Here is a 26,282-nt window from a genome sequence, read left to right as displayed (position 1 = left end):
GATAACCGATGTTTGTGGGCGTCGGCCATCTGCGATAGTTCCGCATCAATATAGTTCCGCGTCAATATAGGCGAGATACGTGAGGAGGAAGCGTGCGGCACTGTTCATTTCTTCGGGTTGGTATCTGGTTGTGTTTTTTTATGGTTGCGCTAGCGCACGCCAGCGATGGAAACGACAAAAACGACAGTAATGCTTATGTGTTTCTACAGTCAGACCAATTGGCAGTGGTAAAACAGCAACTACGGCAGAAGCGTGCGTTGCCACAGACTCAACTTGCGTATCAACAGCTTCTGCGTACTGCGGATAAGTCGCTGAAAATCCCGGATGCCTCGGTTACTCAAAAACTTTCAATATCGCCTGGGCGGGATCGTCATGATTATTTAAGCTTGGCGATCTATTGGTGGCCGGATCCGAAGAAAAAGGATGGCTTACCCTGGATAAGACGCGATGGTCATGTGAACCCGGGGACGAAAGACGAACATACCGATTTGATACGTCTGGATGGGTTTACCGAACGGTTACAGGTACTGGCGCTAGCGTGGTATTTCTCTGACCGGCAGGAGTACGCCGACAAAGCGATCTCGATGATCCGCACTTGGTTTATTCATCCTGAAACGCGCATGAACCCCAATCTTGACTATGCGCAGGCGATTCCTGGCCTTACTCAAGGGCGTGGTGCCGGTGTACTTGACGGTCGATATTTCTCGACCAGGGTTGTGGATTCCTTGATTCTGCTGAGCAAGTCCCCCGGCTGGAGACCTGACGATGAGCAGCAGGTAAGGACATGGATGTCGGATTACCTTAACTGGCTATTGGCGAGCCGTAACGGCAAACAGGAAGCGATGGCGAAAAACAACCATGGCAGCTGGTATGCCGTTCAGGTAGCCGGCATCGCCTGGTATTTACATATGCCTGAAAAGGTAAAGGCCATGATCGCCCTGCAACGACAAAAATTCGATCACCAGCTTGCAGTAGACGGCTCTCAGCCGGAGGAAATGCAGCGTACCCGCTCTTTCCATTACAGTTGTTTCAATCTGCAGGCTGCCAGTCTAATGGCGCATTTGGCCAGCAAAATGGGGGACAATCTGTGGTTATATCGTACTCCCAACGGCAGCAGCCTGTTGACTGCCCTGGATTTTATGGCCCCTTATCTGGATGAAGCGAAACCCTGGCCGCGGGAAACGTTGGATCGCAGCAGCAGTCGGTTGCTGCCGTTGTTACTGCAAGCGGAGCAAGCCACTGGCTCCAGACGTTATCGACAACGAATGCTCGATACGGGATATGGCGCGTTGTTGGCGGGGGATAACGTATCTGACGCCCGCCAGAACGTCAGTACGGACACTCGCAGGGATATCTGGTTGTTAAACCCACCGACCTTGACAGGCGCGCCGTAGCGCTCTTTTTGTCCATGGTGACGGAGGTGGTCTGTTGCAGATGGATAAGGTGTCTGACGGGGAGATAACAGGGGAGTGGTACTCCCCTGGGATTGCTGTGATGGGGGAGGGTTAGTCCAGATAGCTGAAGGCGGTGGTCACATGTTTGACACCACTGACTTTGCTGGCGATTTCAGCCGCGGACGTCGCTTCCTTACGGGTTAGCAGCCCTAGCAGGAACACCTCGCCGTTTTCAGTAGTCACCTTGACGTTGGACGACTTGACCGTATCGCTGGCCAGCAGTTGCGAGCGAATTTTGGTGGTGATCCAGGTATCCATGGATGCAGTGCCTAACGAGATTGGCGTGCCTTTGCGTATCTCGTTGTACACCTCGTTAGCGCCTTCTACGCCCATGGCTATTTGTTTGGCGCGCGTTGCCAGCTCTGTTGAGGGTGCCTGACCGGTCAGTAACACTTTGCCCTGATAGGCCGTCACGGAAATTCTGGCTTCTTTGTGTAGCTGGGTATCCTTGACCAGAGCATTGGATACCCTCAATTCCAGTGTCCCGTCATCGACTTGGGTACCCACCGATCTCGGGTCGGTGGCTGATTTAGTTGCCACTGCGCTACCGATAGCGACGGCCCCAATGCAACCTTGCAGCATCAGACAGGTGGACAGCACGGCAATGCAAGAAAATATCCTCATGGAGTGCTCCTTAATCGTTCTGGTGTGGGAAAAGCGTGTTATCAATCAGGTCGCACAGGCAATTGACGGTCAGCATGTGCATTTCCTGAATCCTGGCGCTTCGCTGTGAAGGAATCCGGATTTCTACATCCTGTGGCCCTAATAGACCCGCCAATTCACCGCCGTCATAACCCGTAAGCGCGACGATAGTCATGTCGCGGGTCACTGCCGCCTCGACGGCTTTGACAATATCGCGGCTATTGCCGCGGGTTGATATGGCCAGCAGTATGTCGCCGGTATGACCTAACGCGCGAACCTGCTTGGCATAGACCTCTCCATGCAGGCGATCGTTGGCGATAGCTGTTAAGACCACGTTATCGGCGTTAAGTGCCACCGCCGGGAGGCTGGGGCGTTCGGTTTCAAAACGATTAATCATGCTTGCAGCAAAATGCTGTGCGTTGGCGGCAGAGGTTCCGTTGCCACAACACAGGATTTTGTTACCGTTCAGAAGCGACTGCACCATACTTGTGGCCGCGCGCGATATGGCATCAGGTAATGCTTCCGCTGCCGCGATCTGGGTTTGGATGCTCTCGGTAAAACAGACTTTAATTCTATCCAGCACGTTCAATTGACCTATATTTTATTTTTAAATCAGATTGTTATTCCTGGAAGCCAAAGGCATTGGGAAACCATTCCACTTGCTTGCCCGTCATCGCCAGCACGTCAAAGCGGCAGTCGGCGTTTTCAAGGCTGCTTCCCTGACGCGCCAGCCAGACGGCGGCAGCGTGCAGAAGTCGTTGTCGTTTCTGCCGGGTCACGCTGGCAGCCGCTCCGCCGAAGCTGGCGTTGCGGCGATAACGCACCTCTGTAAAAACCCAGGTACTGCCATCCCGCATAATGAGATCCAGCTCGCCGCCACGACACGAAACGTTGGCGGCCACGAAAATCAATCCGGCGCGCTCAAGATAACTGCGCGCCTGTTGTTCGTGCCGGGCTCCCATTTCCCTCTGGTTCAGGATGCTGGCACCAGTTGCCCCTGACGAAATTGCAGCCAGGTTAGTTTGCGATTGATAACGCAGTCTGGCGTCGCGCTCAGTGTGCCGGTAGCGCCAGACAATGTGCTACCCGGCTGCTGACGCAGTTGGGAAAAGTTATTCGCCAGCTTCCAGGCATCCATTCCCATAGCAAACAAGCGCACCAGCGAGTAATCGTTACGGAACTGAGCGCTTGCCTGCTGCATCAGCGCAGGGTTCGCACCGGTAAGGAACGGAATATCGCTGAACTGCAACCCTTCCATTTCAAAGCGGAAATCCGGCCCCAGACCCGCCTGGAAACTGCGCGAACTGGCGTAAAGCGCCGGATGTTGCGCCTTGTTGCGCATATCGATCATGGGTTTTATCAATGCGAGCTCATCTGGTGTGGCGATAATGTAAACCGCGTCTATATTGCCATCGGTTGATACGCTCGGCGGTGGTGGCGCCTGTGTGGGGATGGTCAGCCCTCCAACCGTGGTTGACGGCAACGAGGGCGATTGAGATGCCATAACTACCGGCTGGCCGTTTAGCGCAATGCCCGCTCCGCTGTTGATGGCTTGTTTCAGGTCATACATACCGCCGGTACGCTGTTGCAGAACGATACCGCCGCCATTTTGTTGCCAGGCTTTGGCGAAAGCGTTCACCACGCGATCACCCAGATTGCCGCGTGGCGCCAGAATTAAGGGATGCTGCTTACCTTGCTTGCTGATGAACTGGGCGGCGTCTTGCGCTTCGTCTTCGGGGGAGAGCGCAAAATAGCAAATATTGGTATTTGGCTGGATATGCTCCGGCTGGTTAAGCGCAAGGACATTCAGGCTGGGATTCAAACTGGGAAGCTGCTCCACCTCGTTTTTGAGCAATGGCCCGACGATGGTGGTGGCTCCGTCTTTTTGTGCTTGAGCGATGACATTGGCCAGCGACTGATTGGACGTGTCGTAGACTTTGACCGGAATAGCATTGGCGCCGGAGACTGATGCCGGTGGGGGCGTCAGCGGCGTCGCTGCGGGCATTGCCGTTGCGTTATTGGCGAGAGTGGGCGTCGTGATGGATGGCGTAGCGGCAGGTGCACTGCTGGGTTGCGCTTCCGCAGTCGCCAACGATGGCACCGCTGGCGCGCCGGCGGCGGCGAAACCGCTTCGGGCGGCGCTGAAACCTTGTTGGATAGCGTTGGCGAATACCTGTGCCTGGCCGTTCAGGGGCAGCAACAATGCAATGCTATTACCTCCATCGGCCGCCGCTGTCGTTGACGGTATCGTTGCCGTCATTGATGCGGGCTGCATGACCTGCGTCGGCAGCTGTTTGGCGGCAGGATGGCGAGGATAGCGTTTTTGCCAGTCTTCTACCGCGGCTTTTCGATCATCGGTGGCTTGGGATTTCGATTGCCAAACGTTGAGCAAATCAAGCCAGCCTTGCAGTACATTCTCATTTGCATTGATGACCACGGCGTTGATGTCTTGCACGCTGAGTTTGTTTAACGCCGTCCAGGTCAAATCAATGTTGCGTTGATGTGCGTCGCCCTGCAGCAGCGGTTCCTGTGCGATATAGGCACGAATCAGCGTCAGCGATGGATGATCCTGATTGGCTTTGATCTGGACTTGATAATAGCGTTCCTGCTGTAGCGGCGAGAGGCGGCCGACATCCATTTGCGCCAGCGTAGTATTAGCGACAGTCATGTCGTTTTGGGCTGCGGCCAGTTCCGCAGTAAGCAGACGCTGTTCCTGCAGTTGGCGATCATTCAATTGCTCCGACAAGGCATTCAACTGGGCGTTAGCCTGCGGCAGCCTGCCTTCCTGAATCAGGGCATGAATCGCAAGTAATTGCCAATCAGTCTTGGTAGTATTGTCGCCGCTTTGCTGCAACTGTTGCAGATAGTAATCAGAGGAAGCTCCGGCTTTACCTTCCGCCTGCTGAGAAGCGGATTCTTGCGGCGCTTTGCCCGGACAGCCCGCGAGAAACAACACCGCCAACATGATAGAGATGATGCGGGCTGTATGGGTACGGACAGAATTTTCAGGAAGCATGCTGTATCCAGTGATGTTTTAGATATGCTCAATATTAAATCGCCAACCCGGATGAAACAATGAATCACGACCAACAAGCAGAGATTTCTGCCTCTACGCTTTACATTGTCCCCACGCCTATCGGTAATCTGGGCGATATCACCCGGCGGGCGTTGACGGTGTTGCAACAGGTTGATGTTATTGCGGCAGAAGATACCCGTCATACCGGTTTATTGTTACAACATTTCGCGATTAATGCGCGCCTGTTCGCACTCCATGATCACAATGAACAACAAAAGGCAGAGCAGTTGCTGGCGCGTTTGCAGGAAGGGATGAGTATTGCGTTGGTATCGGATGCGGGAACGCCATTGATCAACGATCCGGGGTATCATCTGGTGCGCCGATGCAGAGAGGCTGGGGTTCGCGTGGTGCCGTTGCCTGGGCCTTGCGCGGCGATTGCCGCGCTCAGTGCTGCCGGCTTACCTTCCGATCGCTTCTGCTATGAAGGATTTCTGCCGGCGAAAACCAAGGGGCGCAAGGATACGTTGCGGATGCTGGCGGAGGAGCCGCGGACGCTGATTTTTTATGAGTCGACTCATCGTCTGCTTGAGAGTCTGCAGGATATGGCCGAGGTATTGGGTCCGGCGCGTTATGTGGTGTTGGCCCGGGAGTTGACCAAAACCTGGGAGTCTATTCATGGTGCGCCGGTTGCCGATTTGCTGGCATGGGTACTGCAGGATGAGAATCGCCGTAAAGGCGAGATGGTATTGATTGTCGAAGGATTCCGTCCGGATGAGGAAAGTTTGCCTGCGGCGGCGTTGCATACTTTATCGCTGTTGCGGGCCGAGTTGCCGCTGAAAAAGGCGGCCCAGCTTGCCGCAGAGATCCATGGCGTGAAAAAAAATGCGCTCTATCGTTATGGTCTGGAGCTGGAAAACGACAGCGATAATCAGGGATGACAAGCCGGGTAATTTGCCCTATTATCCGCGCCGGAGTTAACCAGACAGTCGCCGCTTCACTGCCGTCCCTTTCGAGGGAGACAGGTGGAGGGGAGGAAAGTCCGGGCTCCACAGGGCAGGGTGCCAGGTAACGCCTGGGAGGCTAAAGCCTACGACCAGTGCAACAGAGAGCAAACCGCCGATGGCCCACGCAAGTGGGATCAGGTAAGGGTGAAAGGGTGCGGTAAGAGCGCACCGCGCGGCTGGTAACAGTCCGTGGCACGGTAAACTCCACCCGGAGCAAGGCCAAATAGGGGTTCACATGGTACGGCCCGTACTGAACCCGGGTAGGCTGCTTGAGCCAGTTCGCGAGGCCTGGCCTAGATGAATGACTGTCCACGACAGAACCCGGCTTATCGGTTAACTCCCTCGCATGATCACCGGCTCGCTGTAATCACAGCGAGCCGGTTTTTTTATGGCATCTTCTACTTCTATTCGCCCCTTACTGGCCGGTGTGAACGTTGTTGAAAACAGGCCCGGCGCGTCACCTTGCGGTTTGCAGTAAGCGTTGCTGAAAGCCGTTGTCACGTTTTTATGTCTCCCTGCGGTATCTGGCCGCAAGCCGCACTATTATCAAATTTATTGATGGTCTTCATCATGCTAATCCGACTGTTTCCCACACAGGATGGGCGTAGAGTAACCCCATCAAATTTGCCCCCTTTTTGAATACAGAGGATATCGCTATGAGCACTTCCCGGATGCCAGCACTGTTTCTGGGCCATGGTAGCCCGATGAATGCGTTGGAAAATAATGAATATACCCAGGCGTGGGCGCTGTTGGGGGAAACGCTGCCGCGTCCGAAAGCGATTATCGCAGTATCCGCACATTGGTATACGCGCGGTACAGCGGTGACGGCGATGGATAATCCCCGCACCATTCATGACTTCGGCGGTTTTCCCCAGGCGTTGTTCGATACGCAGTATCCGGCGCCGGGTTCACCGGAATTGGCGGCGCGGATCCAGCAGGCGCTGCCACCTGTCGCGGTTTATGCTGACGACAAAGAATGGGGGCTGGATCACGGTACCTGGGGGGTACTGATCAAGGTCTATCCCGATGCGGATATTCCGGTGGTGCAGCTCAGTATTGATGGCACCAAACCGCCGGCTTACCACTATGCGCTGGGCCGCAAATTGGCTGCGTTACGCGATGAGGGTTACATGATTGTCGCCAGCGGCAACGTGGTGCATAACTTGCGGATGATCAAGTGGAACGGCGATGGCGCCCCCTATGGCTGGGCGACCTCGTTCAACGATTTTGTGCGCAGCAACCTGACCTGGCTTGGCGATGCAGCGGAGCATCCGTTAGTGAACTTCATGCAGCATAACGATGCGGCGCTCTCTAACCCGACGCCAGATCATTTTCTGCCGCTGTTGTACGTGCTCGGTAGTTGGGATGGACAAGAGCCGGTATCCACCCCGACGGATGGTATTGTCATGGGGTCGCTCAGTATGATGTCGGTGCAGGTCGGGTGAGACGATTTCCGATGGTGAAATAAGACGGGTGGTCGGGCTGTGGGCCTGCCACCCGTTTTTTTGTGTATATTCCAGATACGTTTACGCCAGAATGATGTGCGGATAAAAGCGCGATAAATCCTGGGTAATCAATGCCCTATCTTCTCTCACGCCTATGCCGCAGGGCGTATCCCCCACCAGCCAACTGCCGATCAACGTATAGCTGTCGTTGAATTTGGGCAATGGATGGAACTGTTGAATGATGGTGCCTTCTGCGCCGTAAGGGCCGTCGGCCGCCGCGACCTGTTGCCCCTGACGATAGATTTGTATATTGGCGCCCTCGCGGGAAAACAACGGCTTTATCACGTAATCCGTCATCGCCGGCGGGTTGTCTTCCGTGAAGTAGGCCGGGAGCAGATTGGGATGGTTGGGGAACATTTGCCATAGCATGGGCAGTAACGCTTTGTTGGACAAAATGCTTTTCCAACCAGGTTCCAGCCAGCGTACACCGGCGTCGGCAAGCTTGGTGGAGAAGGTTTCCCTCAGCATAAATTCCCACGGATACAGTTTGAACAGGTTGCTGATGGTATTGTCCTGAAGGTCGGTAAACTGGCCGCGATTTCCCAGTCCAATCTCGTCGATGAACAGGAACTGGCTATTGACGCCGGCTTCTTGCGCGCAGTCCTGCAGATATTGCACGGTACCGCGGTCTTCCTCGGTGTCCTGACAGCAGGTGAAGTGCATGCTGCCGATGCCGTGGTGGGTTCGCAACTGACCGAAACGTTCGATCAGTTGTTCCTGAATGCTGTTGAACTGGTCGGCATGCTCCGGCAAGCGTCCGGCATTTATTTGATCTTCCAACCAAACCCATTGAAAGAATGCGGCTTCGTACAGCGACGTAGGCGTATCAGCGTTGTTTTCCAGTAATTTGGCCGGGCTGTTTCCATCGTAAGCCAGATCCAGCCGCGAGTAGAGGGAAGGCTGGCGCGTAATCCATGAGCTGCGTACAAAGTCCCAGGTATGTTTGGGGATGCGGAATTTTGTCAGCCATTCTTCGCTGTTAACCACCCTATCTACGACCTGCAGACACATTTGTTGCACGTCGGCGGTGGCGTCTTCCAATTCATCGATTTGTGCCGGCGTAAATTGGTAATAAGCGTCTTCGCACCAATACGGTTCGCCGTACATGGTGTGAAACCGGAAACCGTATTCAGCCGCCTTTTGCCGCCAGTCTGGGCGCTCTGTTATGACAATTCGTTTCATCTCGGTTCGGCCTTAACCGCCAAAGGAGCGACGAATCGGCGTTGAGCCAGAGCTGCTCCTGCCGCTTTCTGCACCTGAGGCTGAGGTCTTCTGATTGGCGCTGTTATAACCCGAGTTGGTGTTGCCCGCGTCCTGCTTTTGCGCACCGTTGAGTTTGGACACCGTTTCGCCAAAGCCGCCGCGCGTGGTGGTCGTACCGGATGTCACGGTGGATGTGGGTTTGGGCGACAGCGTATCTCTGGGAACGTTGATGGTGCGTCCGGTGGCGGCGCCATAGTTTTTGCCGCTGGCGTCGACGTAACCGCCCCCGTTGCGTTGGCTGAATAACGGCTGCTGCATGTAGCTTCCGCTATTGCCCATCATTCTCCCCAGCATAAAACCGGTCATCAGCGGCATCCAGAAACTGCTTTGCTGCGGCGCCGCAGCGTTGTTGGCAGTTGATGACGGCGTACACTGTGCGTCGCCAAAGGCTGATGCGCACTCTTCTCGGGTAGCGTACTTGGGCGCGGTTCTTTCCGCTTCCTTCAACGCATTGTTATAGGACGTAGCGCACTGCTCCTTCATGGATGGATTGGCTTTTGAGCAATCATCGGCATTTTGATACAGCGATACCGTCTCGTCGGACTGCTCGCAACCGCTGAGAACAAACGATACGCCCACAGCCAACGCGATGGGGGCAATCGAATAGCTCCAGCGTTTACGGAAGCGGGTATGGTTGATGTTTTGTGTTCTTTTCATTGTTTTTCCAGAGAAAAGGGCATCTTGCCCATTATGGTTAAAGCAGGAATAAGAATAGGAAAATGCAGTGCGGATGAAAAGCTGTTAGCTCGTTTTTACAGCAATCGGCGGCGAAAAAAACGGGGAACTGCGTTCCCCGTCATGGTTGTAATTAGCGTTTAGCCTTACTGGTTTTAGCCGCGCCTTGCGTAACTGGCGTCGGCACGCTGTCGTCGGTGATGGCTGGCGTGGTAGAGACTGCGCTGCCCAGCATACCGTTGAGCGATTTCAGATCATCTTCATTCAGCGTACCCAACGCCTGTTTCAGGTTCAGCTGGTTGACCAGGTAGTCATAGCGGGCGCCTGAAAGTTGCTGTTTGGCGTTATACAGGGTCGTCGTTGCGTCCAGAACATCCACGATGGTGCGGGTACCGACCTGATAACCGGCTTCCATCGCATCCAGCGAGCTTTGTGCGGAAATCACCGCCTGCTTGTAGGCGTTGATGCTGCTAATGGAGGCGGAAACGTTGTTGTGGGCGGAACGCAGCGTCTGAATCATGGAACGATGGGCGCTTTCCAGGTTCTCGCTGGCGGCAACATAGTTATATTGTGCTTGTTTCACCTGAGAGCTTGTGCCGCCGCCGCTGTAAAGCGGCAGAGAGAAGCTCAGCCCAACCTGATTTTGGCCGACATCGCTATCGCTGAAACTGCTGCCGACGGCTTTAGAGCCGGAGTAGCGGGTATTGGTGATGCCTGAGGATGCCGTCAGGGACAGCGTCGGCATATGGCCGGTTTCCGCGGAGCGAATCTGCTCGCGGGCCAAATCCTGGCTCAAGCGAGCGGACAACAGGCTGAGGTTACGATTTTCACCTTCTTTCAGCAGGTTATTAACGACATCCGGTTTTTGCGGATTCAGTCGATCAATGTTCAGCCCCGCCAGTTGCGGATAGAAATTGCCCGTCACCTGACGCAGGGTTTCCATCGCGTTATCCAGATTGTTGCGTGCGGTGACTTCGCTCGCCAGTACGCTGTCATATTGCGCCCGGGCGTTCTGAACATCGGTGATGGCAACCAGACCCACGTTAAAACGTTGGGTGGTTTGATCCAGTTCGCGGTAGATGGATTGCTTCTGCGCATTGACGTAAGAAAGATTATCGATGGCGCGCAGTACGTTGAAATAGGCGGTGGCGGTATTGAGCATCAGCGTCTGCTGCGACGTCTGATAAGTCACATCCTGAATACCTGCGGTTTTTTCCTGCAGGGTCAGCGCTTTCCACAATGACATGTTGAAAAGTGACTGAGTGAGTTGCAGTGACGCGCTTTTGACATTGCTGTTGACATTATTGCGGTCACGGTAGCCACTGTTATGCGTATAATCAGCGCCGAGACCCAACTGCGGCAGCAGAGAAGAACGTGCTTCGTTGATTCTTTCGAATGCTGCGTCACGGGTGGCTGCGGAACTGCGCAACTCCGGGTTGGTGGTTTTAGCCTGCTGATAAACCTGTAACAAATCCTCTGCCTGGCTGGCGATGCTGAAACCGCTCAGGCCCAGACCGATAAGAAGAGGGAGCAATTTTTTCATTTGCATTCCTTGTTGTGCAGCAAAGTGACTAGGTTAGCGCCTCTTAAGACGATTAGCCGTTGATTCTAACAGAATCTCTGAATGGGATTCGGTAGCTTAATGTGCCATCCTTCCCTGATTGCTATCCCAAAAGACTATTTTACTTAATGATTTGGGTTTGGGCACAATGCCCGGCAACCTGCCGGACGTCGTATACCCGCGTGTGGCGCTGGGAATGGCGCAAAGGCGATGATGACATCGCCCCTATTTTGTTCTGGCCGGTCTTCCGTTTCCTGGGGTACTGTTCAGAGCCGGTCGCGCAGACGTTGGCGGTTGCCTGTTTACTATCGCACAAAGTCGACCGCACAAAAAACCGTGAACGTCGGCATGGATTTTCGGTCATACAGGCGCTGTGCTGCGTGTCGGTCGTTGCGTTGTTTCGGACGCCCGTCATTGCCGTTTTTCGCGTCTGGTCGCAAGCCTTTTTGTCTACAACGGGAGTTGAGTGATGGCTTCTTCAGATGCGCATCCGGGTACTTTTACCAAAGATGATGTAGAAATTATTGCACGTGAAACGCTCTATAAAGGTTTTTTTTCACTGGAGCGCTACCGTTTTCGCCACCGGCTGTTCGATGGCGGCATGAGTGGGGAAGTCAGTCGTGAAATTCTGGAACGCGGACACGCCGTTGTACTGTTGCCCTATGATCCGGTGCGGGACGAAGTGGTGTTGATTGAGCAGATTCGTATCGCGGCTTACGATACCAGCGCTACGCCCTGGTTGTTTGAAATGGTGGCCGGCATGATCGAACCCGGCGAAAGCCTGGAGGACGTGGCGCGCCGCGAAGCGCTGGAGGAAGCCGGGCTGGCGGTGAAGCGCTGTCGCCCGGCGGTGAGTTATCTGGCGAGCCCTGGCGGTACCAGCGAAAGGCTGGCGATTCTGGTGGGTGAAGTGGATGCCGGCGCCGCAAACGGCATTCATGGCCTGGCGGAGGAGAATGAAGATATCCGCGTGCATGTGGTCAGCCGTGAGCAGAGTTATCGGTGGGTCGAAGAGGGGATTATTGATAACGCAGCCTCTGTCATTGCCTTGCAATGGTTGGCGTTGCACCATGAAGTATTGAAAAAAGCGTGGGTGGACGGATGATGAAGCGCTATACCCCCGATTTCCCGGCAATGATGCGGCTCAACGAGGTCAATTTCGCTCAGTTGCGTCGGTTGTTGCCCCGCAATGAAGAGGTAGGCGCGGCAGCGGCCTATCAGGTGAAAGACGCCTGTTATCGCTTAACGATCATTGAGTCCACGCGATACACCTCGCTGGTGGAAATTCAGCAGACGGCGCCGGCGGTGAGCTATTGGAGCCTGCCCACCATGATGGTGAGGCTGTATCATGATGCGATGGTTGCGGAAGTGTGTTCCAGTCAGCAGATCTTCCGATTTAAGGCACGTTATGATTATCCGAATAAAAAATTACACCAACGTGATGAAAAGCATCAAATTAATCAGTTTCTTGCAGATTGGCTGAGATACTGTTTGGCGTATGGTTCAATGTCGGTTCCCGTTTATTAGGCGGATTGCAGAAACCAAGGACACTATTTGGAAAGCCTGTTGACACTTCCTGTGGCGTGTGGGGCCAGGATCAGGATTTTACAGATAACAGACACCCACCTGTTTGCGGGCGAGCAGGGAACGCTGCTGGGCGTTGACACCTATCGCAGCTACTATGCCGTACTGGACGCCATCGCCGCCCAACGGCTTGATTTTGATTTGATTACTGCGACGGGCGACCTGGCGCAGGATCACACGCACGAGGCGTATCAGCATTTCGCCGGCGGGATTCGGCGCTTTCAGGTACCTTGCGTCTGGCTGCCGGGCAACCACGATTTCCAACCCGCTATGGTCGACGCGCTGGAGAAGGCGGGCATCGCCCCGTCCAAGCACGTATTACTGGGCGACGATTGGCAGGTGATTCTGTTGGACAGCCAGGTATTCGGCGTTCCGCACGGTGAACTGAGCGACTATCAGTTGGAATGGCTGGAGCGTCGGTTGTCGGCGCAACCGGGGCGTCATACGCTGTTGATGCTTCATCATCACCCACAGCCTTCCGGTTGTTCCTGGCTGGATCAACACAGTCTGCGTAATGCCCATAGCCTTGATGCGCTGCTTAGTCGTTTCCCGCAGGTGAAAACCGTGCTGTGTGGTCATATTCATCAGGAAATGGACATTGACTGGAACGGCCGCCGGTTGTTGGCGACGCCGTCGACCTGCGTTCAGTTCAAGCCGCATTGCACCAATTTCACTATCGATAATGTCGCCCCCGGCTGGCGCTATCTGGATCTGTTGCCGGACGGCAGCGTGGAAACCCGGGTTTGTCGTCTTGACGGATGCGAGTTTCTGCCTGACATGGATTCGGACGGTTACTGATGCCCACCTTGCTCTATCTTCACGGTTTCAACAGTTCCCCTCTTTCGGCGAAGGCGACGGCGCTTCGGCAATGGCTGGCTGAGCATCATCCGGCTATCGACATGATTTGTCCCCAGTTGCCGCCGTATCCGGCGCAGGCCGCAGAACTGATGGAGAATCTGGTGATGGAACGCGCCGGCAGGCCGCTCGGCATTGTAGGATCATCGCTGGGAGGGTATTACGCCACTTGGCTTTCCCAGTGTTTTATGCTGCCAGCCGTGGTAGTGAACCCCGCAGTACGGCCGTTTGAACTGTTGCAGGATTTTTTGGGCGCACAGCAGAACCCCTACACCGGCGAACAATATGTGTTAGAGTCACGGCACATTTATGATCTCAAGGTCATGCAGGTCGAACCGCTGGAATCCCCGGATTTGCTGTGGTGCCTGCTCCAGACCGGTGATGAAGTGCTGGATTACCGACAAGCGGTGGCCTATTACACCGCCTGCCGCCAGACAGTGGAGTCTGGCGGAAACCATGCTTTCATCGGATTTGAGCACTATTTCGCCCCAATCATCGATTTCCTCGGACTGGCGACTGACTGATCATCACAGCGTAAACCTCAATCTCGGTACCGGAACGGAAGCTCGGCATCGTCTGTCGTTTGCGCGTCGGTCATAACCTGTATATCAAACAACGACTGAATTCATTCAAACCATGACGCAATCAAGTTATAACGCTGATGCGATAGAAGTCCTCAGCGGGCTGGAGCCGGTTCGCCGCCGTCCAGGTATGTACACTGACACCACCCGTCCTAACCATCTGGGGCAGGAAGTGATCGACAACAGCGTCGACGAGGCGCTGGCGGGGCATGCCCGGCGTGTGGAGGTCATACTGCATCCTGATCAGTCACTGGAAGTGATCGACGACGGGCGCGGTATGCCGGTGGATATTCACCCGGAAGAAGGTGTCCCGGCCGTCGAGTTGATCCTCTGCCGACTGCACGCCGGGGGGAAATTTTCCAACAAAAACTATCAATTTTCCGGCGGTCTGCACGGCGTGGGGATCTCGGTGGTCAATGCATTGTCCCGCCGGGTCGAAGTCACGGTGCGCCGTGATGGTCAAGTTTACGACATCGCCTTCGAGCAAGGGGCGAAAGTGCAGGATTTGACGATAACCGGCACTTGCGGCCGCCGCAATACCGGCACCCGGGTCCGTTTCTGGCCGGAAGAATCCTTCTTCGATAGCCCACGTTTTTCCGTTTCCCGCCTGACTCACCTGCTGAAAGCCAAGGCGGTGTTGTGTCCGGGCGTGGAGATCCTGTTTGTCGACAAGGTGAACGAAACCGAACAACGTTGGTGCTACCAGGATGGTTTGAACGACTATCTGTGCGAAGCGGTGAATGGCCTGCCGACGCTGCCGGAGAAGCCGTTTACCGGCACGATCAGCGGCGATACCGAGGCGGTCGAGTGGGCGCTGTTATGGCTGCCGGAAGGCGGCGAACTGCTGACGGAAAGTTACGTTAACCTGATTCCGACGCCGCAGGGCGGGACGCACGTCAACGGTTTGCGCCAGGGGTTGCTGGATGCCATGCGCGAGTTCTGCGAATTCCGCAATATTTTGCCGCGCGGCGTCAAGCTCAGCGCCGAGGATATCTGGGAACGCTGCGCCTATGTGCTGTCGTTGAAGATGCAGGATCCACAGTTTGCCGGCCAGACTAAAGAGCGTCTCTCTTCCCGACAATCCGCCGCGTTCGTATCGGGGGTGGTGAAGGATGCATTCAGCCTGTGGCTGAATCAGAACGTGCAAGCGGCAGAGCAACTGGCGGAGCTGGCGATTTCCAGTGCCCAGCGACGGATGCGCGCGGCAAAGAAAGTGGTGCGTAAGAAGCTGACCAGCGGCCCGGCGTTGCCCGGCAAGCTGGCTGACTGCACATCGCAGGATCTGGGCAAAACCGAACTGTTCCTGGTGGAAGGGGATTCGGCGGGCGGTTCCGCCAAGCAGGCCCGCGACCGGGAATATCAGGCGATCATGCCGTTGAAGGGGAAAATTCTGAACACCTGGGAGGTCTCTTCCGACGAGGTGCTGGCGTCGCAGGAAGTTCACGACATTTCGGTTGCCATCGGTATCGATCCGGACAGCGACGATTTGACCCAATTGCGTTACGGTAAAATTTGCATTCTGGCGGACGCCGATTCCGACGGGTTGCATATCGCAACACTCTTGTGCGCGCTATTTGTCCGTCACTTCCGCCCGCTGGTGCGAGACGGTCATGTTTATGTGGCAATGCCGCCGTTGTACCGCATTGATCTGGGCAAAGAGGTTTACTACGCGCTGGATGAAGAAGAGAAAGCCGGCATTCTGGAACAGCTCAAACGCAAGAAGGGCAAACCCAACGTCCAACGCTTCAAAGGGTTGGGTGAAATGAACCCGATGCAATTGCGCGAAACCACGCTGGATCCGAATACTCGTCGGCTGGTGCAGTTGACCATCAGCGAAGAGGATGTGGAGCAGACACTGGCGACGATGGATATGTTGCTGGCGAAAAAGCGTTCGGAAGACCGCCGCAACTGGCTGCAGGAGAAAGGCGACCGGGCTGAGCTTGACGTCTGACGCCCAGAGACAATGAAAATCACGCTGGAAGAGATGCAGGCGTTCATTGCGGTGGTGGATTGCGGGTCCGTCACCGCCGCCGCCGGGCAGTTGGGACAGACCGCCTCCGGTATCAGCCGGGCGATCGGGCGTCTGGAAGGCAAGCTCGGCGTGACATTGCTGCATCGCACCACTCGCCGGTTGTCGCTTTCCGAAGAGGGGCAGATTTTTCTGTTGCAAGCCCGCGATGTGATCCAGTCCGTTGAGGCGGCGGAGGAGCAAATGGCGCTGCGCCGCGAACAGCCGAGCGGACGCCTGCGCATCAATGCGGCGTCCTCCTTCATGCAGCACGTCATCGTGCCTCTGATCCCTGAGTTTCGTCGCCGTTATCCGCAAATTATGCTGGAGCTCAATACGGATGATGTGTTCATCGATCTGCTGGAACAGCATACCGATGTGGCTATTCGTATCGGCGCGCTGCGTGACTCCTCCATCCATGCCCGACTATTGGGATGTACCCGGTTGCGCGTGCTGGCCAGCCCGGATTATTTGCGCCGGCGCGGCACGCCGCTGCGGGTAGAGGATTTGGCCAACCATACGCTGATGGGGTTTACCCAATCGGAATCGCTCAACCTTTGGCCGCTGCGCAGTGAAATGGGGGATTATTACCCGATCCAGCCTGCTGTTGCGGCGTCTAACGGTGAGATGCTGCGGTTGCTGGCATTACATGGCGAAGGGATCGCGCGCCTGTCGGATTTTATGACCCGGGAAGATGTAGCGGCCGGCCTGCTGGTGCAAATTCTGCCGGAGGATACGCTGGATGTGCGGTTGCCGGTCAACGCGGTTTACTACCGTAACACCGCGCTGGCCGGGCGCATCGTCAGCTTTCTGGATTTTCTGAGCGAGAAAATCGCGCTGCATCCGCTATAGCTGCTACATCGGAAGTTCAGGCGAAAAGTGTGTCCAGATGAGCGCGATAACGGATGAGATCGTTTTCCACGTCCGGCGCTTTAATGACGTCATTGCAGATGAACGTCGGCAGTGCCGACAGGCCGATAAACTGGTTGGCCTTGTGGAACGGCAGGTATACGCCGTCGACCCCCACGCCGTGGAAGAACTGATCCGGCTCGGTGAAGGCTTCCAGCGGGGCATTCCAGGTCAGGGACAACAGATATTTTTTCCCCTGTAGCAACCCGCCGGAGCCATATTTTTTGCCGGCGTCCTCACGGGAACGCCCATCGCTGGCATACAACGAGCCATGCCCCGCCGTGAACACTTCATCAACGTATTTTTTCAGGATCCAAGGCGCGCCCATCCACCAGCCGGGCATTTGATAGATAACGGCGTCGGCCCACAGGTAATGCTGTACTTCCTGGGCGATGTCATAACCGGCGTCCACATGCGTCACGCGGACATCGCGACTTTTGTCGCGCAGGAAAGAGGCCGCCGCGTCGGTGAGTGTCCGGTTGAGTTCGCCTTTGGAATGGCCGAAAGACTTGCCGGCATTGATAATGAGGATGTTATGCATGATGAGTCGCCTCGGATGGTGTGAGTAGAAAAAAGAGTGAGGGCCAGTCTATCTGGGCAATGCACGGAGAAAAACGTGCGATAACTCACAACACTATTGACTATGACGCAACAATCCACGCCAACACCGAAGTGGCAAACCCTATTGTGACGAGAGGGACAACTTGCGGTACTATCCGGGCTGCATCTGCCACTGCGCGTGTTGGTTGGTTTGGTCTGACATGGCAACGCCACGGTTTAAGGATTATTAATGAGCGATATGACTCATGACGGCGCGGAACGTCTCGCGCTACACACATTTACGGAAAACGCCTATCTCAACTATTCCATGTACGTCATCATGGATAGGGCGCTACCTTTCATCGGCGACGGTCTCAAGCCGGTTCAGCGTCGCATTGTTTATGCAATGTCGGAGCTGGGGCTGAGCGCCAGCGCCAAGTTCAAAAAATCCGCACGCACCGTCGGTGACGTGTTGGGTAAATACCATCCTCATGGCGATAGCGCCTGTTATGAAGCCATGGTGCTGATGGCTCAACCCTTTTCCTACCGTTATCCGCTGGTGGATGGCCAGGGCAACTGGGGGGCGCCGGACGATCCCAAGTCTTTCGCCGCCATGCGTTATACCGAGTCCCGTTTGTCGAAATACGCGGAAGTATTGCTGGGTGAACTGGGTCAGGGAACGGTGGATTACGTGCCGAACTTTGATGGCACCATGCAGGAGCCGAAGATGCTGCCTGCGCGTTTGCCGAACATCCTGTTGAATGGTACTACCGGCATTGCGGTAGGGATGGCTACCGATATACCGCCGCATAACGTGCGTGAAGTGGCCGCCGCCGCCGTGGCGTTGATCGACAACCCAGACGCCACGCTCGATGCGCTGTTACAGCATGTTCAGGCGCCGGATTTCCCCACCGAAGCAGAGATCATCACATCGCGCGACGAACTGCGCAAAATGTATGAAACCGGGCGCGGTTCGGTGCGTATGCGCGCCGTGTGGAAGAAAGAGGACGGCAGCGTGGTCATCACTGCGTTGCCGCACCAGGTTTCCGGCGCACGGGTGCTGGAGCAGATCGCCAGCCAGATGCGTGCCAAAAAGCTGCCGATGATCGACGATCTGCGGGACGAGTCCGACCACGAAAACCCGACCCGTCTGGTACTGGTGCCGCGCTCCAACCGTATCGATCTGGATATGGTGATGAACCATCTGTTCGCCACTACCGATCTGGAAAAAAGCTACCGCATCAATATGAACATGATCGGTCTGGACGGGCGCCCTGGCGTGAAGGGGTTGCAGGAGATCCTGACCGAATGGCTGGCGTTCCGTCGCGACACCGTGCGTCGCCGCCTCAGCTTCCGTCTGGACAAGGTGCTCAAACGCCTGCATGTGCTGGAAGGTTTGCTGGTCGCCTTTCTGAACATCGACGAGGTCATCCACATCATCCGTTCCGAGGATGAGCCCAAGCCGGTGCTGATGGCGCGATTCGGGCTGAGTGATACGCAGGCGGAAGCCATTCTGGAATTGAAGCTGCGTCATTTGGCCAAATTGGAAGAGGTGAAGATTCGCGGCGAACAGGACGAACTGGCCAAAGAACGCGATCAGATCCAGGACATCCTGGCGTCCGAACGCAAGATGAGCAGCCTGCTCAAGAAGGAAATTCAGGCGGACGCTAAAGCTTATGGCGACGATCGTCGCTCGCCGTTGCAGGAACGCGCTGAAGCGAAAGCCATGAGTGAGCATGACCTGTCTCCGTCGGAACCGGTGACTATCGTGTTGTCGGAAATGGGATGGGTGCGCAGCGCCAAGGGGCACGACATCGATCCGAGCGGCCTTAATTACAAAGCGGGTGACAACTATCGTGCGGCGGCTCGCGGCAAGAGCAACCAGCCGGTGGTGTTTATCGATTCCACCGGGCGCAGCTATGCGTTGGATCCGCTGACGTTGCCTTCCGCCCGTGGTCAGGGCGAACCCTTGACCGGCAAGCTGACATTGCCGCCGGGCGCAACGGTAGAGCAGGTGCTGATGACGGCGGATGAGCAGCGTCTGCTGCTGGCGTCCGACGCCGGTTACGGTTTCATCTGTACGTTTAGCGATCTGGTGGCGCGCAACCGTGTCGGCAAAGCGGTACTGGCCCTGCCGGATAACGCGAAAGTGCTGCCGCCGCTGGAGGTGTCGCACGATGACGATCTGCTGCTGACCATCACCGCTGCGGGCCGGATGTTGTTGTTCCCGGTGGCGGATTTGCCGCAGTTGTCGAAAGGCAAAGGCAATAAAATTGTCGCTATTCCGGCGGCGCAAGCGGCCAGCGGCGAAGACCGCATCCTGTGGCTGCAGGTGATTTCGCCGCGCGCCACGGTGACGCTGCACTCCGGTAAACGCAAGTATGCCCTGCGTCCGGAAGAACTGCAGAAATTCACCGCCAGCCGCGGCTGCAAAGGAACAACGTTGCCGCGCGGCCTGCAGCGTGTTGACCGGGTCGAAGTGGACAGCCCGGTAGTGGCGCAGGATGGCGGCAGCGAAGAGTAAATCTGCCGGCGAAGGCGCGCATGCTCGGTTCAGGCGGTACGCCCGATGGGGCGGTATGTCAGCCCCCGCCGGGAGTGGAACTGGCGTTACGGCATGGTGCATCCCACCTTGCTGTTACGCCGGCAGGGAAGCGTAGGTTTTGGGTGTCTTTCCCCGCGGTTATCCTTTCCCCCGCGCCGGCACATAGCGTGTCGGCGTGTGCTCCCGTTCCCGTCGTGATGTTTTCCCACTGTGGTGATTTCAGCCATCCGCGCTGTTGCCGGGCGCGCGTTGGCGCAAGGTTCGCCGTGTGTTTTATGACGAAGTGGTTATACTAGCGGCGGCAATAGGCTAATGAGGTAGCTATGTTATTAATTCTGCGGTTTTTAGTGGTCATTCTCTTTTCCATAGCGGTTTGTGTGCTGGGGTTGGTCTACTGCTCGTTCACCCCGCGCGACCCACGCCACGTATCCCGTTTCGGGCGTTTGTTTGCCAAATTATCGGTGGTTTTCGGCCTGAAAGTGCATCTCCGTCAGCCTGAAGGCGAAACCTATCCGGGATGCTATATCTACATCGCCAATCACCAAAATAACTACGACATGATTACCGCTGCCAACGTGGTGTTGCCGGGTACCGTGACGGTAGGAAAGAAAAGCCTGGTATGGATCCCATTCTTCGGGCCACTGTACTGGCTGACCGGCAACCTGTTGATCGATCGTGAAAACCGCGCCAAGGCGCACGGCACTATTGCGCAGGTGGTGAAGCATATTAAAGAGCGTCATATTTCTGTCTGGATGTTCCCGGAAGGGACTCGTAGCCGGGGGCGCGGTCTGATGCCGTTCAAAACCGGTGCTTTCCATGCCGCGATCTCCGCCGGGGTGCCGATCGTCCCCATCTGTGTTTCCACGACCCACGGTAAGATCAAACTGAATCGCTGGAACAACGGTCACGCCATTGTGGAGATGCTGCCGCCGATCGATACCAGCGCTTACGGCAAGGATCAGGTGCGGGAACTGGCCATTTACTGCCACGAAGTTATGGCGGCCAAAATCGCCGAACTGGATGAGGAAGTTGCACGGCTGAATGCAGCGCAGCACGGTTAATTATCTGAGAAATATCTGGGTTAACAGGTTGTTGGAGTCACTATGTCATTAAGCCGGCGTCAATTCCTGCAGGCAACCGGGGCGGCCGCATGTGCCGGCGCCGTTTCTCTGCCGGCTCGCGCCTCAGGGACGCAGAACCCGTTGCCGGTTCCTCCGCTGATGGAGTCGCGTCGCGGGCAGCCCGTCTTTTTGACGCTACAACGGGCAAACTGGTCATTCACCGGCGATCGCAAAGCATCGGTCTGGGGCTTCAATGGACGCTACCTGGGCCCGACCGTGCGGGTGAACAGCAATGATGACGTCAAAGTGATCTACAGCAATCGTCTGAACGAGCCGGTGTCAATGACGGTTAGCGGCCTGCAGGTACCGGGCTCATTGATGGGCGGCGCCGGGCGTATGATTCAGCCGAATATGGACTGGTCGCCGGTGCTGCCGATACGTCAGGCTGCGGCGACCTGCTGGTATCACGCCAATACGCCGAACCGTATGGCGCAGCACGTTTATAACGGTGTGGCCGGCCTGTGGCTGGTGGAGGACGCCGTCAGCAAAGCCTTGCCGATCCCCAATCATTACGGTGTGGATGACTTTCCGGTGGTGATTCAGGATAAGCGGCTGGATAATTTCGGCACGCCGCAATACAGCCAGCCCGGCAGCGGCGGCTTTATGGGCGATACGCTGGTGGTGAACGGCGTGCAGAACCCCTATGTGGAAGTGTCTCGCGGTTGGGTGCGGTTGCGTTTGCTGAACGCTTCCAACGCTCGCCGCTACGTGATGTACATGAGCGATGGCCGACCGATGTTTCTGATCGCCAGCGATCAGGGGTTCTTGCCGGTGCCGGTGGCGCTCAATCAGATGTCGCTGGCGCCGGGCGAGCGTCGCGAGGTGCTGGTCGATATGTCGCAAGGCAGTGAAGTGACGCTGACCGCCGGAAAATCCGCCACCTTCATGGAGCGAATCCGCGGCCTGTTCGAACCGTCCAATATCCTGATTTCCTCCCAGATCCTGACGCTGCGTCCCACCGGTATGCTGCCGTTGGCCACCGATGCGCTGCCGATGCAGCTGCTGGCGGATACCATGTTGAATGCCGGCGTCAGCCGCACGCGCGAATTCCGTCTGGGGGATAGCCTGCCGGGCATCAACGGCGCGATGTGGGATGCCAACCGCGTCGATGTGCAGACGCAGGTCGGGCGTTGCGAGCGCTGGATCGTCCACGCGGATAAGCCCCAGCCGTTCCATATTCAGGGCGCGTCGTTTCTGGTGCGCGGCGTCAACGGCAGCCCGGCGGCGTCGGAGGATTCTGGCTGGAAGGATACGGTATGGGTGGAAAACGATGTGGAACTGCTGGTCTACTTCGGCCAGTTTTCGACGCCGCAGTTCCCGTTCCTGTATTACAGCCACACGCTGGAGATGGCGGATCGTGGCTCGGACGGCCAACTGGTGGTACAGCCGAATTAGGCTGTCGTTCCGGATAACATGACCGCCGACGGCGGTCGTTTCCCTCTCTTGGCTTTCTTCTCCTGGTTTTCCTCTTCCCGGTTTTTGTCGCTTCGGCGGTGCCGTTTACCGGCACCGCCGTCCTGATGCGGGTTTAAGATGCGCTGTGGGTGACAGGAAAGCGCCGTTGTAGCTGTACCCAATCCGGTGCGCCGGCCGCCCCGGTGTTTTCGACCACAAAAGCCGCCACCCGATTGGCCAAATCTACCGCGCCATCCAACATCCAGCCTGCCGACAGCCCTGCCAGCAAGCCGCCGCAGTGGGCATCGCCCGCGCCGATGGTATCGGCCACTGTCGCGGGATAGGCCGCCAGGTGACGCGGCGCGCCGTCCGGCGGGCAAATCCATGCGCCTTCCTGATCCAGATGGCAAATCAAGGTCAATCCCCATTGTGCGGCATAACGAGCGGCCTGCGCGGCGGGTTCGCCGGCGCCGCACAGGTAGCGGGTTTCGTCCCGATTGAGCGTGAGCAGCGTATCACTGCCCTGCAAGGTGGGGATAAAGTCGGCGGGGATGTCTGCCAAACGGGGCCCAAGATCGATCAGCTTTTGCTGCGGATGCGCCAACAGCCAGCGACGCAGCGGAGCGCCAGCTTCGCCCACCAGCTCATAACCACTGGCATAAATCAGCGCATTGGCGGGAGGAACCACGTTTGCCAGCAGTTCATCGCTCCAGATACCTTCACAGCCGGGAACGGAGATGAACGTGCGCTCGCCGTTTTGTTCCGCCAGCGCCAGACACCAGCCGTTATCCATATGACGGTGCCGCAGCAGTACCGTCATATCCAGCGCCTGCATGGTTTCTTCCACCCGCTGGCCCCATACGCCGTTACCGACCGTCATACCGTTGATCACCGGAACCTCCAGACGGCGCAGCGCTCTGGCGACGTTGAACGCGCAACCGCCGATCTGGCTGCCGCGATCTTCCGCCTCCAGATCTTCGCCGCTATGGGGCAAGCGGGCCAACCCTAACACGATATCGCCGACCGCGGCACCGATGACGACGACGGGCCTTGTTGCGTGAAACGATGTCATGCGCGTTGCTCCTGCGGCGTCAGCCGCAAAAACAGGCCATAGGCGATCAGACTGATGCCGAAAGCGATAAAGATGCCGAGACTGGAGCTTTCAAAAATGCCCTTGGCAAGCGGCCCGTCGATAAAGCCGGTTTTGGTGACCATGAGTCCGCTGATCGCGCCGAGCAACCAGCAGCACAGCGGGATCCAGCGGGTGTGGCGGTTTTTGCCGTTGAGTCCGAACAACAGCTCGGCAGGATAGCCGTGATGCCGACGCAGCCAGAGATAGTCGAGAATAAACATGGCCGCCCAGGCGGAGAGGAACACGCCGCAGAACATCAGGAAGGAGATGAATGGCGTCAGGAAATCGCCGGAAATGTACAGAACATACACCGAAACGCTGAGCATCAGCACGGCGTCGATACTGACCGCAACCGACTGACGCACCCGAATGCCGATGGTCAGCAGGTTCAGGCTGGCGGAATACAGGCTCAGCACGGCGATGGTGACGATGCCCGCTGTCGCCGTCAGCAAGTAAGGAACCGCCATCCAGGTAGGCAGTACGGTGCCGATCAGTGCGATGGGGTTGGCGGATCCCGCCAGATCCTGCAGGCGCGATGAAAGCAGGATCCCCGCCAGCATCAGCAGTACCAGCGGCAGGCAGGCGCCGATGAAGACCGCAGAAAAAATGTGCGTGCGCGGCGTGGTGGGACGTTGGTAGCGGCTGTAGTCGGCGCCGGCGATGGTCCAGCCGATGCCGGTACCTGCCGCGATAACGGACACGGCGGGCAGAAAGCCGGTCAGCCAACTGCCGGAAGGCAGATTCAGCACCTGGCTCCAGGGGGTGTTGAACAGAATATGGATGACCACGATCAGCGTCATGGTGCCGAAAATCTTGCTGAACCAGCTTTGCATCTGAAACAGAATGTTCTGGCCCAACAGGCTGACCACGATGGTGAGCCCGGCAAACAGCAGCAGGCTGACGGTAGTGAGTGAGGTACCACTATGAAAACCAAGCGCTTCGAACATGGCCGCCAGCGTCATGGTGCCGGTGATCACATTGACTGCTTCCCAGCCGATCAGGGTGAACCACCCGAAAGCGGTGGGCACGATATTGCCGTGCAGCCCGAAGATGGCGCGGGACAACGTGAGTGTAGACGTGCGGCCGAGTTGTCCGGCAAACGAGGTGTAACCAACCAGCGCGAAACTGGCGACGCCCACCAGCGCGGCCAGCACGGCTTGGATCAACGATAGCCCGAATGACACGATGATGGCACCGTAGACGATGCCGAGAATACCGATATTGGCGGCGCACCAGATCCAAAACAACTGCAACGGCGTGCCGGTACGTTCTTCATCCGGCACCAGGTCAATGCCGGTTTCTTCCACCTTTATCCAGGACTTGCTTTGCGGTTGCGGTTCGCTGTGCTGCATTTCACCCATGTTGGCGTACTCCTTTTCAGCCTGAGTTCAGAGAGTGATGCGGCAAGGGGGGTAAAGTCAGTCGCGTTGACCTGATTAATGGTAGAGATCCATGCCGCAGGAAAAGCCTTGATGCCGTGCAGCGCACCGCAAATTGCGGTGGCCATGGCGCCAATCGTGTCCGTATCGCCGCCAAGATTGGCGGATAATACGGCGCAACGCTGCGGATGGGTGTCGGCCAGCTCCACCAGGGCCAGCGCCATCGGCACTGACTCCAGTGTGTCCATACCTGCGCCCAACGTATCGTAAAGTTCCGACAGCGCGCGGGAATCAGGCAAGTTGCGAAGGGTCTCGGTAAAATTGAGGGCCTGCGTAATTCGACGGCCCAATTGTGGGCAAAAGGTGGTAATGCGTTGCCGTTGTACGTTCTCAGTCAAGCCGGGAAGCTCGGTTTTGAGCGCCTGCCAGCTTACGCCGTCAATGGCCCGGCTGATGGCCCAGGCAATAGCGAATGCGCCGGCGACGGCAATATCAGACTGATGCGTAGGGCTGCAAGCCAGGCGGACGGCCAGCATGAACGCTTCGCGATCCGACGTATCCGCCGCGCACCCCAACGGTGCGATGCGCATGGCGGCGCCGTTGGTGACGCCGTTAGCCTGGATATCATGGACAGGCGTACCGACGCGGATAGCATTCAGCGCGGCCTTGGAACTGGGGCCGAGGACATTGCGTTCAAAAGCGTTGATGCGTTCGGCCCATGCCAGAATATGCCTGGCGATACGTTCCGGTTCGACCGCGCCGTCGGCCTCCACGATAGCATTCAGGAGCGCGATGGCTTGTTGTGTGTCATCGGTGTATTCGCCGGCTTTCAGTCCCTGTGCTGCGACATTTTCATCAGGGCCGGGTAGGAAGGTGTCGATCCAGCCGAAATGGCGGCGTACCTGTTCTTGCGGCCACAATTCTGATGGCATCCCCATCGCGTCACCTACTGCCTGGCCGTAAAGACAGCCGAGAATGGCGTCGTGAGGATTTTTCGTTACGGTCATTAACGACCCCTGGTGTTGGCTCGGTGTAACCTGATAACTGGTGGTCAATGTACGTAAGATGAACGATAATGGCAAGGCCAATTTAATGCCATTAAAAGGCCAATTA

23 protein-coding genes and 1 other RNA gene are annotated in these 26,282 nt (G+C 56.7%); 13 read left to right on the top strand and 11 right to left on the bottom strand.

Features of this window, described 5'->3' with window-relative positions:
* Positions 1-92 precede the first annotated feature (92 nt).
* Positions 93-1,394 (top strand): alginate lyase family protein, encoded by a 1,302-nt coding sequence (locus tag DPA2511_RS18645; protein ID WP_015855283.1) that lies wholly within the window; start codon positions 93-95, stop codon positions 1,392-1,394.
* 111 nt (positions 1,395-1,505) lie between these two features.
* On the opposite strand, the gene dolP is transcribed toward DPA2511_RS18645, so the two are convergent.
* The 4 genes from dolP to DPA2511_RS18625 are packed head-to-tail and all read right to left on the bottom strand — an operon-like array spanning position 1,506 to position 5,112.
* Entirely contained in the window at positions 1,506-2,078 is a 573-nt protein-coding gene (gene dolP / locus DPA2511_RS18640; protein ID WP_015855282.1) for a division/outer membrane stress-associated lipid-binding lipoprotein, read from the bottom strand.
* Between the two features lie 10 nt (positions 2,079-2,088).
* A complete protein-coding gene (gene diaA, locus DPA2511_RS18635; RefSeq protein ID WP_015855281.1) occupies positions 2,089-2,679 on the bottom strand; it encodes a DnaA initiator-associating protein DiaA in 591 nt (196 codons plus the stop codon).
* A 37-nt stretch (positions 2,680-2,716) separates the two neighbouring features.
* The gene (locus DPA2511_RS18630) at positions 2,717-3,073 is read right to left on the bottom strand and encodes a YraN family protein (RefSeq protein ID WP_023638505.1); all 357 of its coding nucleotides are present in this window, start codon (positions 3,071-3,073) and stop codon (positions 2,717-2,719) included.
* Positions 3,070-5,112: a penicillin-binding protein activator gene (locus DPA2511_RS18625; protein ID WP_015855279.1), complete on the bottom strand. Its 2,043-nt coding sequence runs from the start codon at positions 5,110-5,112 to the stop codon at positions 3,070-3,072. Before DPA2511_RS18625 ends, DPA2511_RS18630 begins: the two co-directional genes overlap by 4 nt.
* Positions 5,113-5,171: 59 nt before the next feature.
* Between DPA2511_RS18625 and rsmI the strand changes: the two genes are divergently transcribed.
* The 3 genes from rsmI (at position 5,172) to ygiD (ending at position 7,561) form a co-directional block, all read left to right on the top strand.
* Entirely contained in the window at positions 5,172-6,050 is an 879-nt protein-coding gene (rsmI, locus tag DPA2511_RS18620; RefSeq protein ID WP_015855278.1) for a 16S rRNA (cytidine(1402)-2'-O)-methyltransferase, read from the top strand.
* Positions 6,051-6,082: 32 nt separating this feature from the next.
* An RNA gene (gene rnpB, locus DPA2511_RS22490) (RNase P RNA component class A) lies at positions 6,083-6,461 on the top strand.
* Between the two features lie 311 nt (positions 6,462-6,772).
* On the top strand, positions 6,773-7,561 hold the full coding sequence (gene ygiD, locus DPA2511_RS18615) for a 4,5-DOPA-extradiol-dioxygenase (RefSeq protein WP_015855277.1): 789 nt from the start codon (positions 6,773-6,775) through the stop codon (positions 7,559-7,561).
* Between the two features lie 81 nt (positions 7,562-7,642).
* Here the strand turns inward: ygiD and DPA2511_RS18610 are convergent, their stop codons facing one another.
* The 3 genes from DPA2511_RS18610 to tolC form a co-directional block, all read right to left on the bottom strand.
* On the bottom strand, positions 7,643-8,803 hold the full coding sequence (locus tag DPA2511_RS18610; RefSeq protein WP_015855276.1) for a glutathionylspermidine synthase family protein: 1,161 nt from the start codon (positions 8,801-8,803) through the stop codon (positions 7,643-7,645).
* 12 nt (positions 8,804-8,815) lie between these two features.
* Positions 8,816-9,541: a DUF1190 family protein gene (locus tag DPA2511_RS18605; protein WP_015855275.1), complete on the bottom strand. Its 726-nt coding sequence runs from the start codon at positions 9,539-9,541 to the stop codon at positions 8,816-8,818.
* Between the two features lie 151 nt (positions 9,542-9,692).
* A complete protein-coding gene (gene tolC / locus DPA2511_RS18600; protein WP_015855274.1) occupies positions 9,693-11,102 on the bottom strand; it encodes an outer membrane channel protein TolC in 1,410 nt (469 codons plus the stop codon).
* Between the two features lie 487 nt (positions 11,103-11,589).
* On the opposite strand from tolC, the gene nudF reads away from it, so the two are divergent.
* The 6 genes from nudF to DPA2511_RS18565 all read left to right on the top strand — a co-directional run bounded on the left by nudF (position 11,590) and on the right by DPA2511_RS18565 (position 17,000).
* On the top strand, positions 11,590-12,225 hold the full coding sequence (gene nudF / locus DPA2511_RS18590) for an ADP-ribose diphosphatase (RefSeq protein WP_015855273.1): 636 nt from the start codon (positions 11,590-11,592) through the stop codon (positions 12,223-12,225).
* Entirely contained in the window at positions 12,222-12,647 is a 426-nt protein-coding gene (locus DPA2511_RS18585; protein ID WP_026595252.1) for a DUF1249 family protein, read from the top strand. Before nudF ends, DPA2511_RS18585 begins: the two co-directional genes overlap by 4 nt.
* A 27-nt stretch (positions 12,648-12,674) precedes the next feature.
* Positions 12,675-13,502 (top strand): 3',5'-cyclic-AMP phosphodiesterase, encoded by an 828-nt coding sequence (cpdA, locus tag DPA2511_RS18580; protein WP_015855271.1) that lies wholly within the window; start codon positions 12,675-12,677, stop codon positions 13,500-13,502.
* Positions 13,502-14,083 carry an esterase YqiA gene (gene yqiA, locus DPA2511_RS18575; RefSeq protein ID WP_015855270.1) on the top strand — a complete coding sequence of 194 codons (582 nt, stop codon included), beginning with the start codon at positions 13,502-13,504 and terminating at the stop codon, positions 14,081-14,083. The genes cpdA and yqiA overlap by 1 nt, the downstream gene beginning before the upstream one ends.
* 112 nt (positions 14,084-14,195) lie before the next feature.
* Positions 14,196-16,091: a DNA topoisomerase IV subunit B gene (gene parE / locus DPA2511_RS18570; RefSeq protein ID WP_015855269.1), complete on the top strand. Its 1,896-nt coding sequence runs from the start codon at positions 14,196-14,198 to the stop codon at positions 16,089-16,091.
* Positions 16,092-16,103: 12 nt separating this feature from the next.
* Entirely contained in the window at positions 16,104-17,000 is an 897-nt protein-coding gene (locus tag DPA2511_RS18565; RefSeq protein ID WP_015855268.1) for a LysR family transcriptional regulator, read from the top strand.
* A 16-nt stretch (positions 17,001-17,016) separates the two neighbouring features.
* On the opposite strand, the gene DPA2511_RS18560 is transcribed toward DPA2511_RS18565, so the two are convergent.
* Positions 17,017-17,598 carry an NAD(P)H-dependent oxidoreductase gene (locus DPA2511_RS18560; RefSeq protein ID WP_015855267.1) on the bottom strand — a complete coding sequence of 194 codons (582 nt, stop codon included), beginning with the start codon at positions 17,596-17,598 and terminating at the stop codon, positions 17,017-17,019.
* 249 nt (positions 17,599-17,847) lie between these two features.
* Here DPA2511_RS18560 and parC point away from each other — a divergent pair, with 249 nt between their 5' ends.
* From parC to ftsP, 3 genes are all read left to right on the top strand, one after another.
* Positions 17,848-20,121 carry a DNA topoisomerase IV subunit A gene (parC, locus tag DPA2511_RS18555; RefSeq protein WP_015855266.1) on the top strand — a complete coding sequence of 758 codons (2,274 nt, stop codon included), beginning with the start codon at positions 17,848-17,850 and terminating at the stop codon, positions 20,119-20,121.
* Between the two features lie 344 nt (positions 20,122-20,465).
* A complete protein-coding gene (locus DPA2511_RS18550; RefSeq protein WP_015855265.1) occupies positions 20,466-21,203 on the top strand; it encodes a 1-acylglycerol-3-phosphate O-acyltransferase in 738 nt (245 codons plus the stop codon).
* A gap of 42 nt (positions 21,204-21,245) precedes the next feature.
* Complete coding sequence (gene ftsP / locus DPA2511_RS18545) at positions 21,246-22,658, top strand: cell division protein FtsP (protein ID WP_015855264.1); 1,413 nt, start codon at positions 21,246-21,248, stop codon at positions 22,656-22,658.
* A 133-nt stretch (positions 22,659-22,791) separates the two neighbouring features.
* On the opposite strand, the gene DPA2511_RS18540 is transcribed toward ftsP, so the two are convergent.
* The 3 genes from DPA2511_RS18540 to DPA2511_RS22125 are packed head-to-tail and all read right to left on the bottom strand — an operon-like array spanning position 22,792 to position 26,176.
* Positions 22,792-23,730, bottom strand: coding sequence for a PfkB family carbohydrate kinase (locus tag DPA2511_RS18540; protein WP_015855263.1), 939 nt, complete (start codon positions 23,728-23,730; stop codon positions 22,792-22,794).
* Positions 23,727-25,151, bottom strand: a complete 1,425-nt coding sequence (locus DPA2511_RS18535; protein ID WP_015855262.1) for a purine-cytosine permease family protein — start codon at positions 25,149-25,151, stop codon at positions 23,727-23,729. The genes DPA2511_RS18540 and DPA2511_RS18535 overlap by 4 nt, the downstream gene beginning before the upstream one ends.
* Complete coding sequence (locus DPA2511_RS22125; protein ID WP_015855261.1) at positions 25,100-26,176, bottom strand: ADP-ribosylglycohydrolase family protein; 1,077 nt, start codon at positions 26,174-26,176, stop codon at positions 25,100-25,102. The genes DPA2511_RS18535 and DPA2511_RS22125 overlap by 52 nt, the downstream gene beginning before the upstream one ends.
* Between the last annotated feature and the right edge of the window lie 106 nt (positions 26,177-26,282).

It is taken from the genome of Musicola paradisiaca NCPPB 2511 (genome assembly GCF_000400505.1).
GTDB classification, from domain to species: Bacteria; Pseudomonadota; Gammaproteobacteria; order Enterobacterales; family Enterobacteriaceae; genus Musicola; species Musicola paradisiaca.
This window is presented reverse-complemented; position numbering and strand designations above follow the sequence as displayed.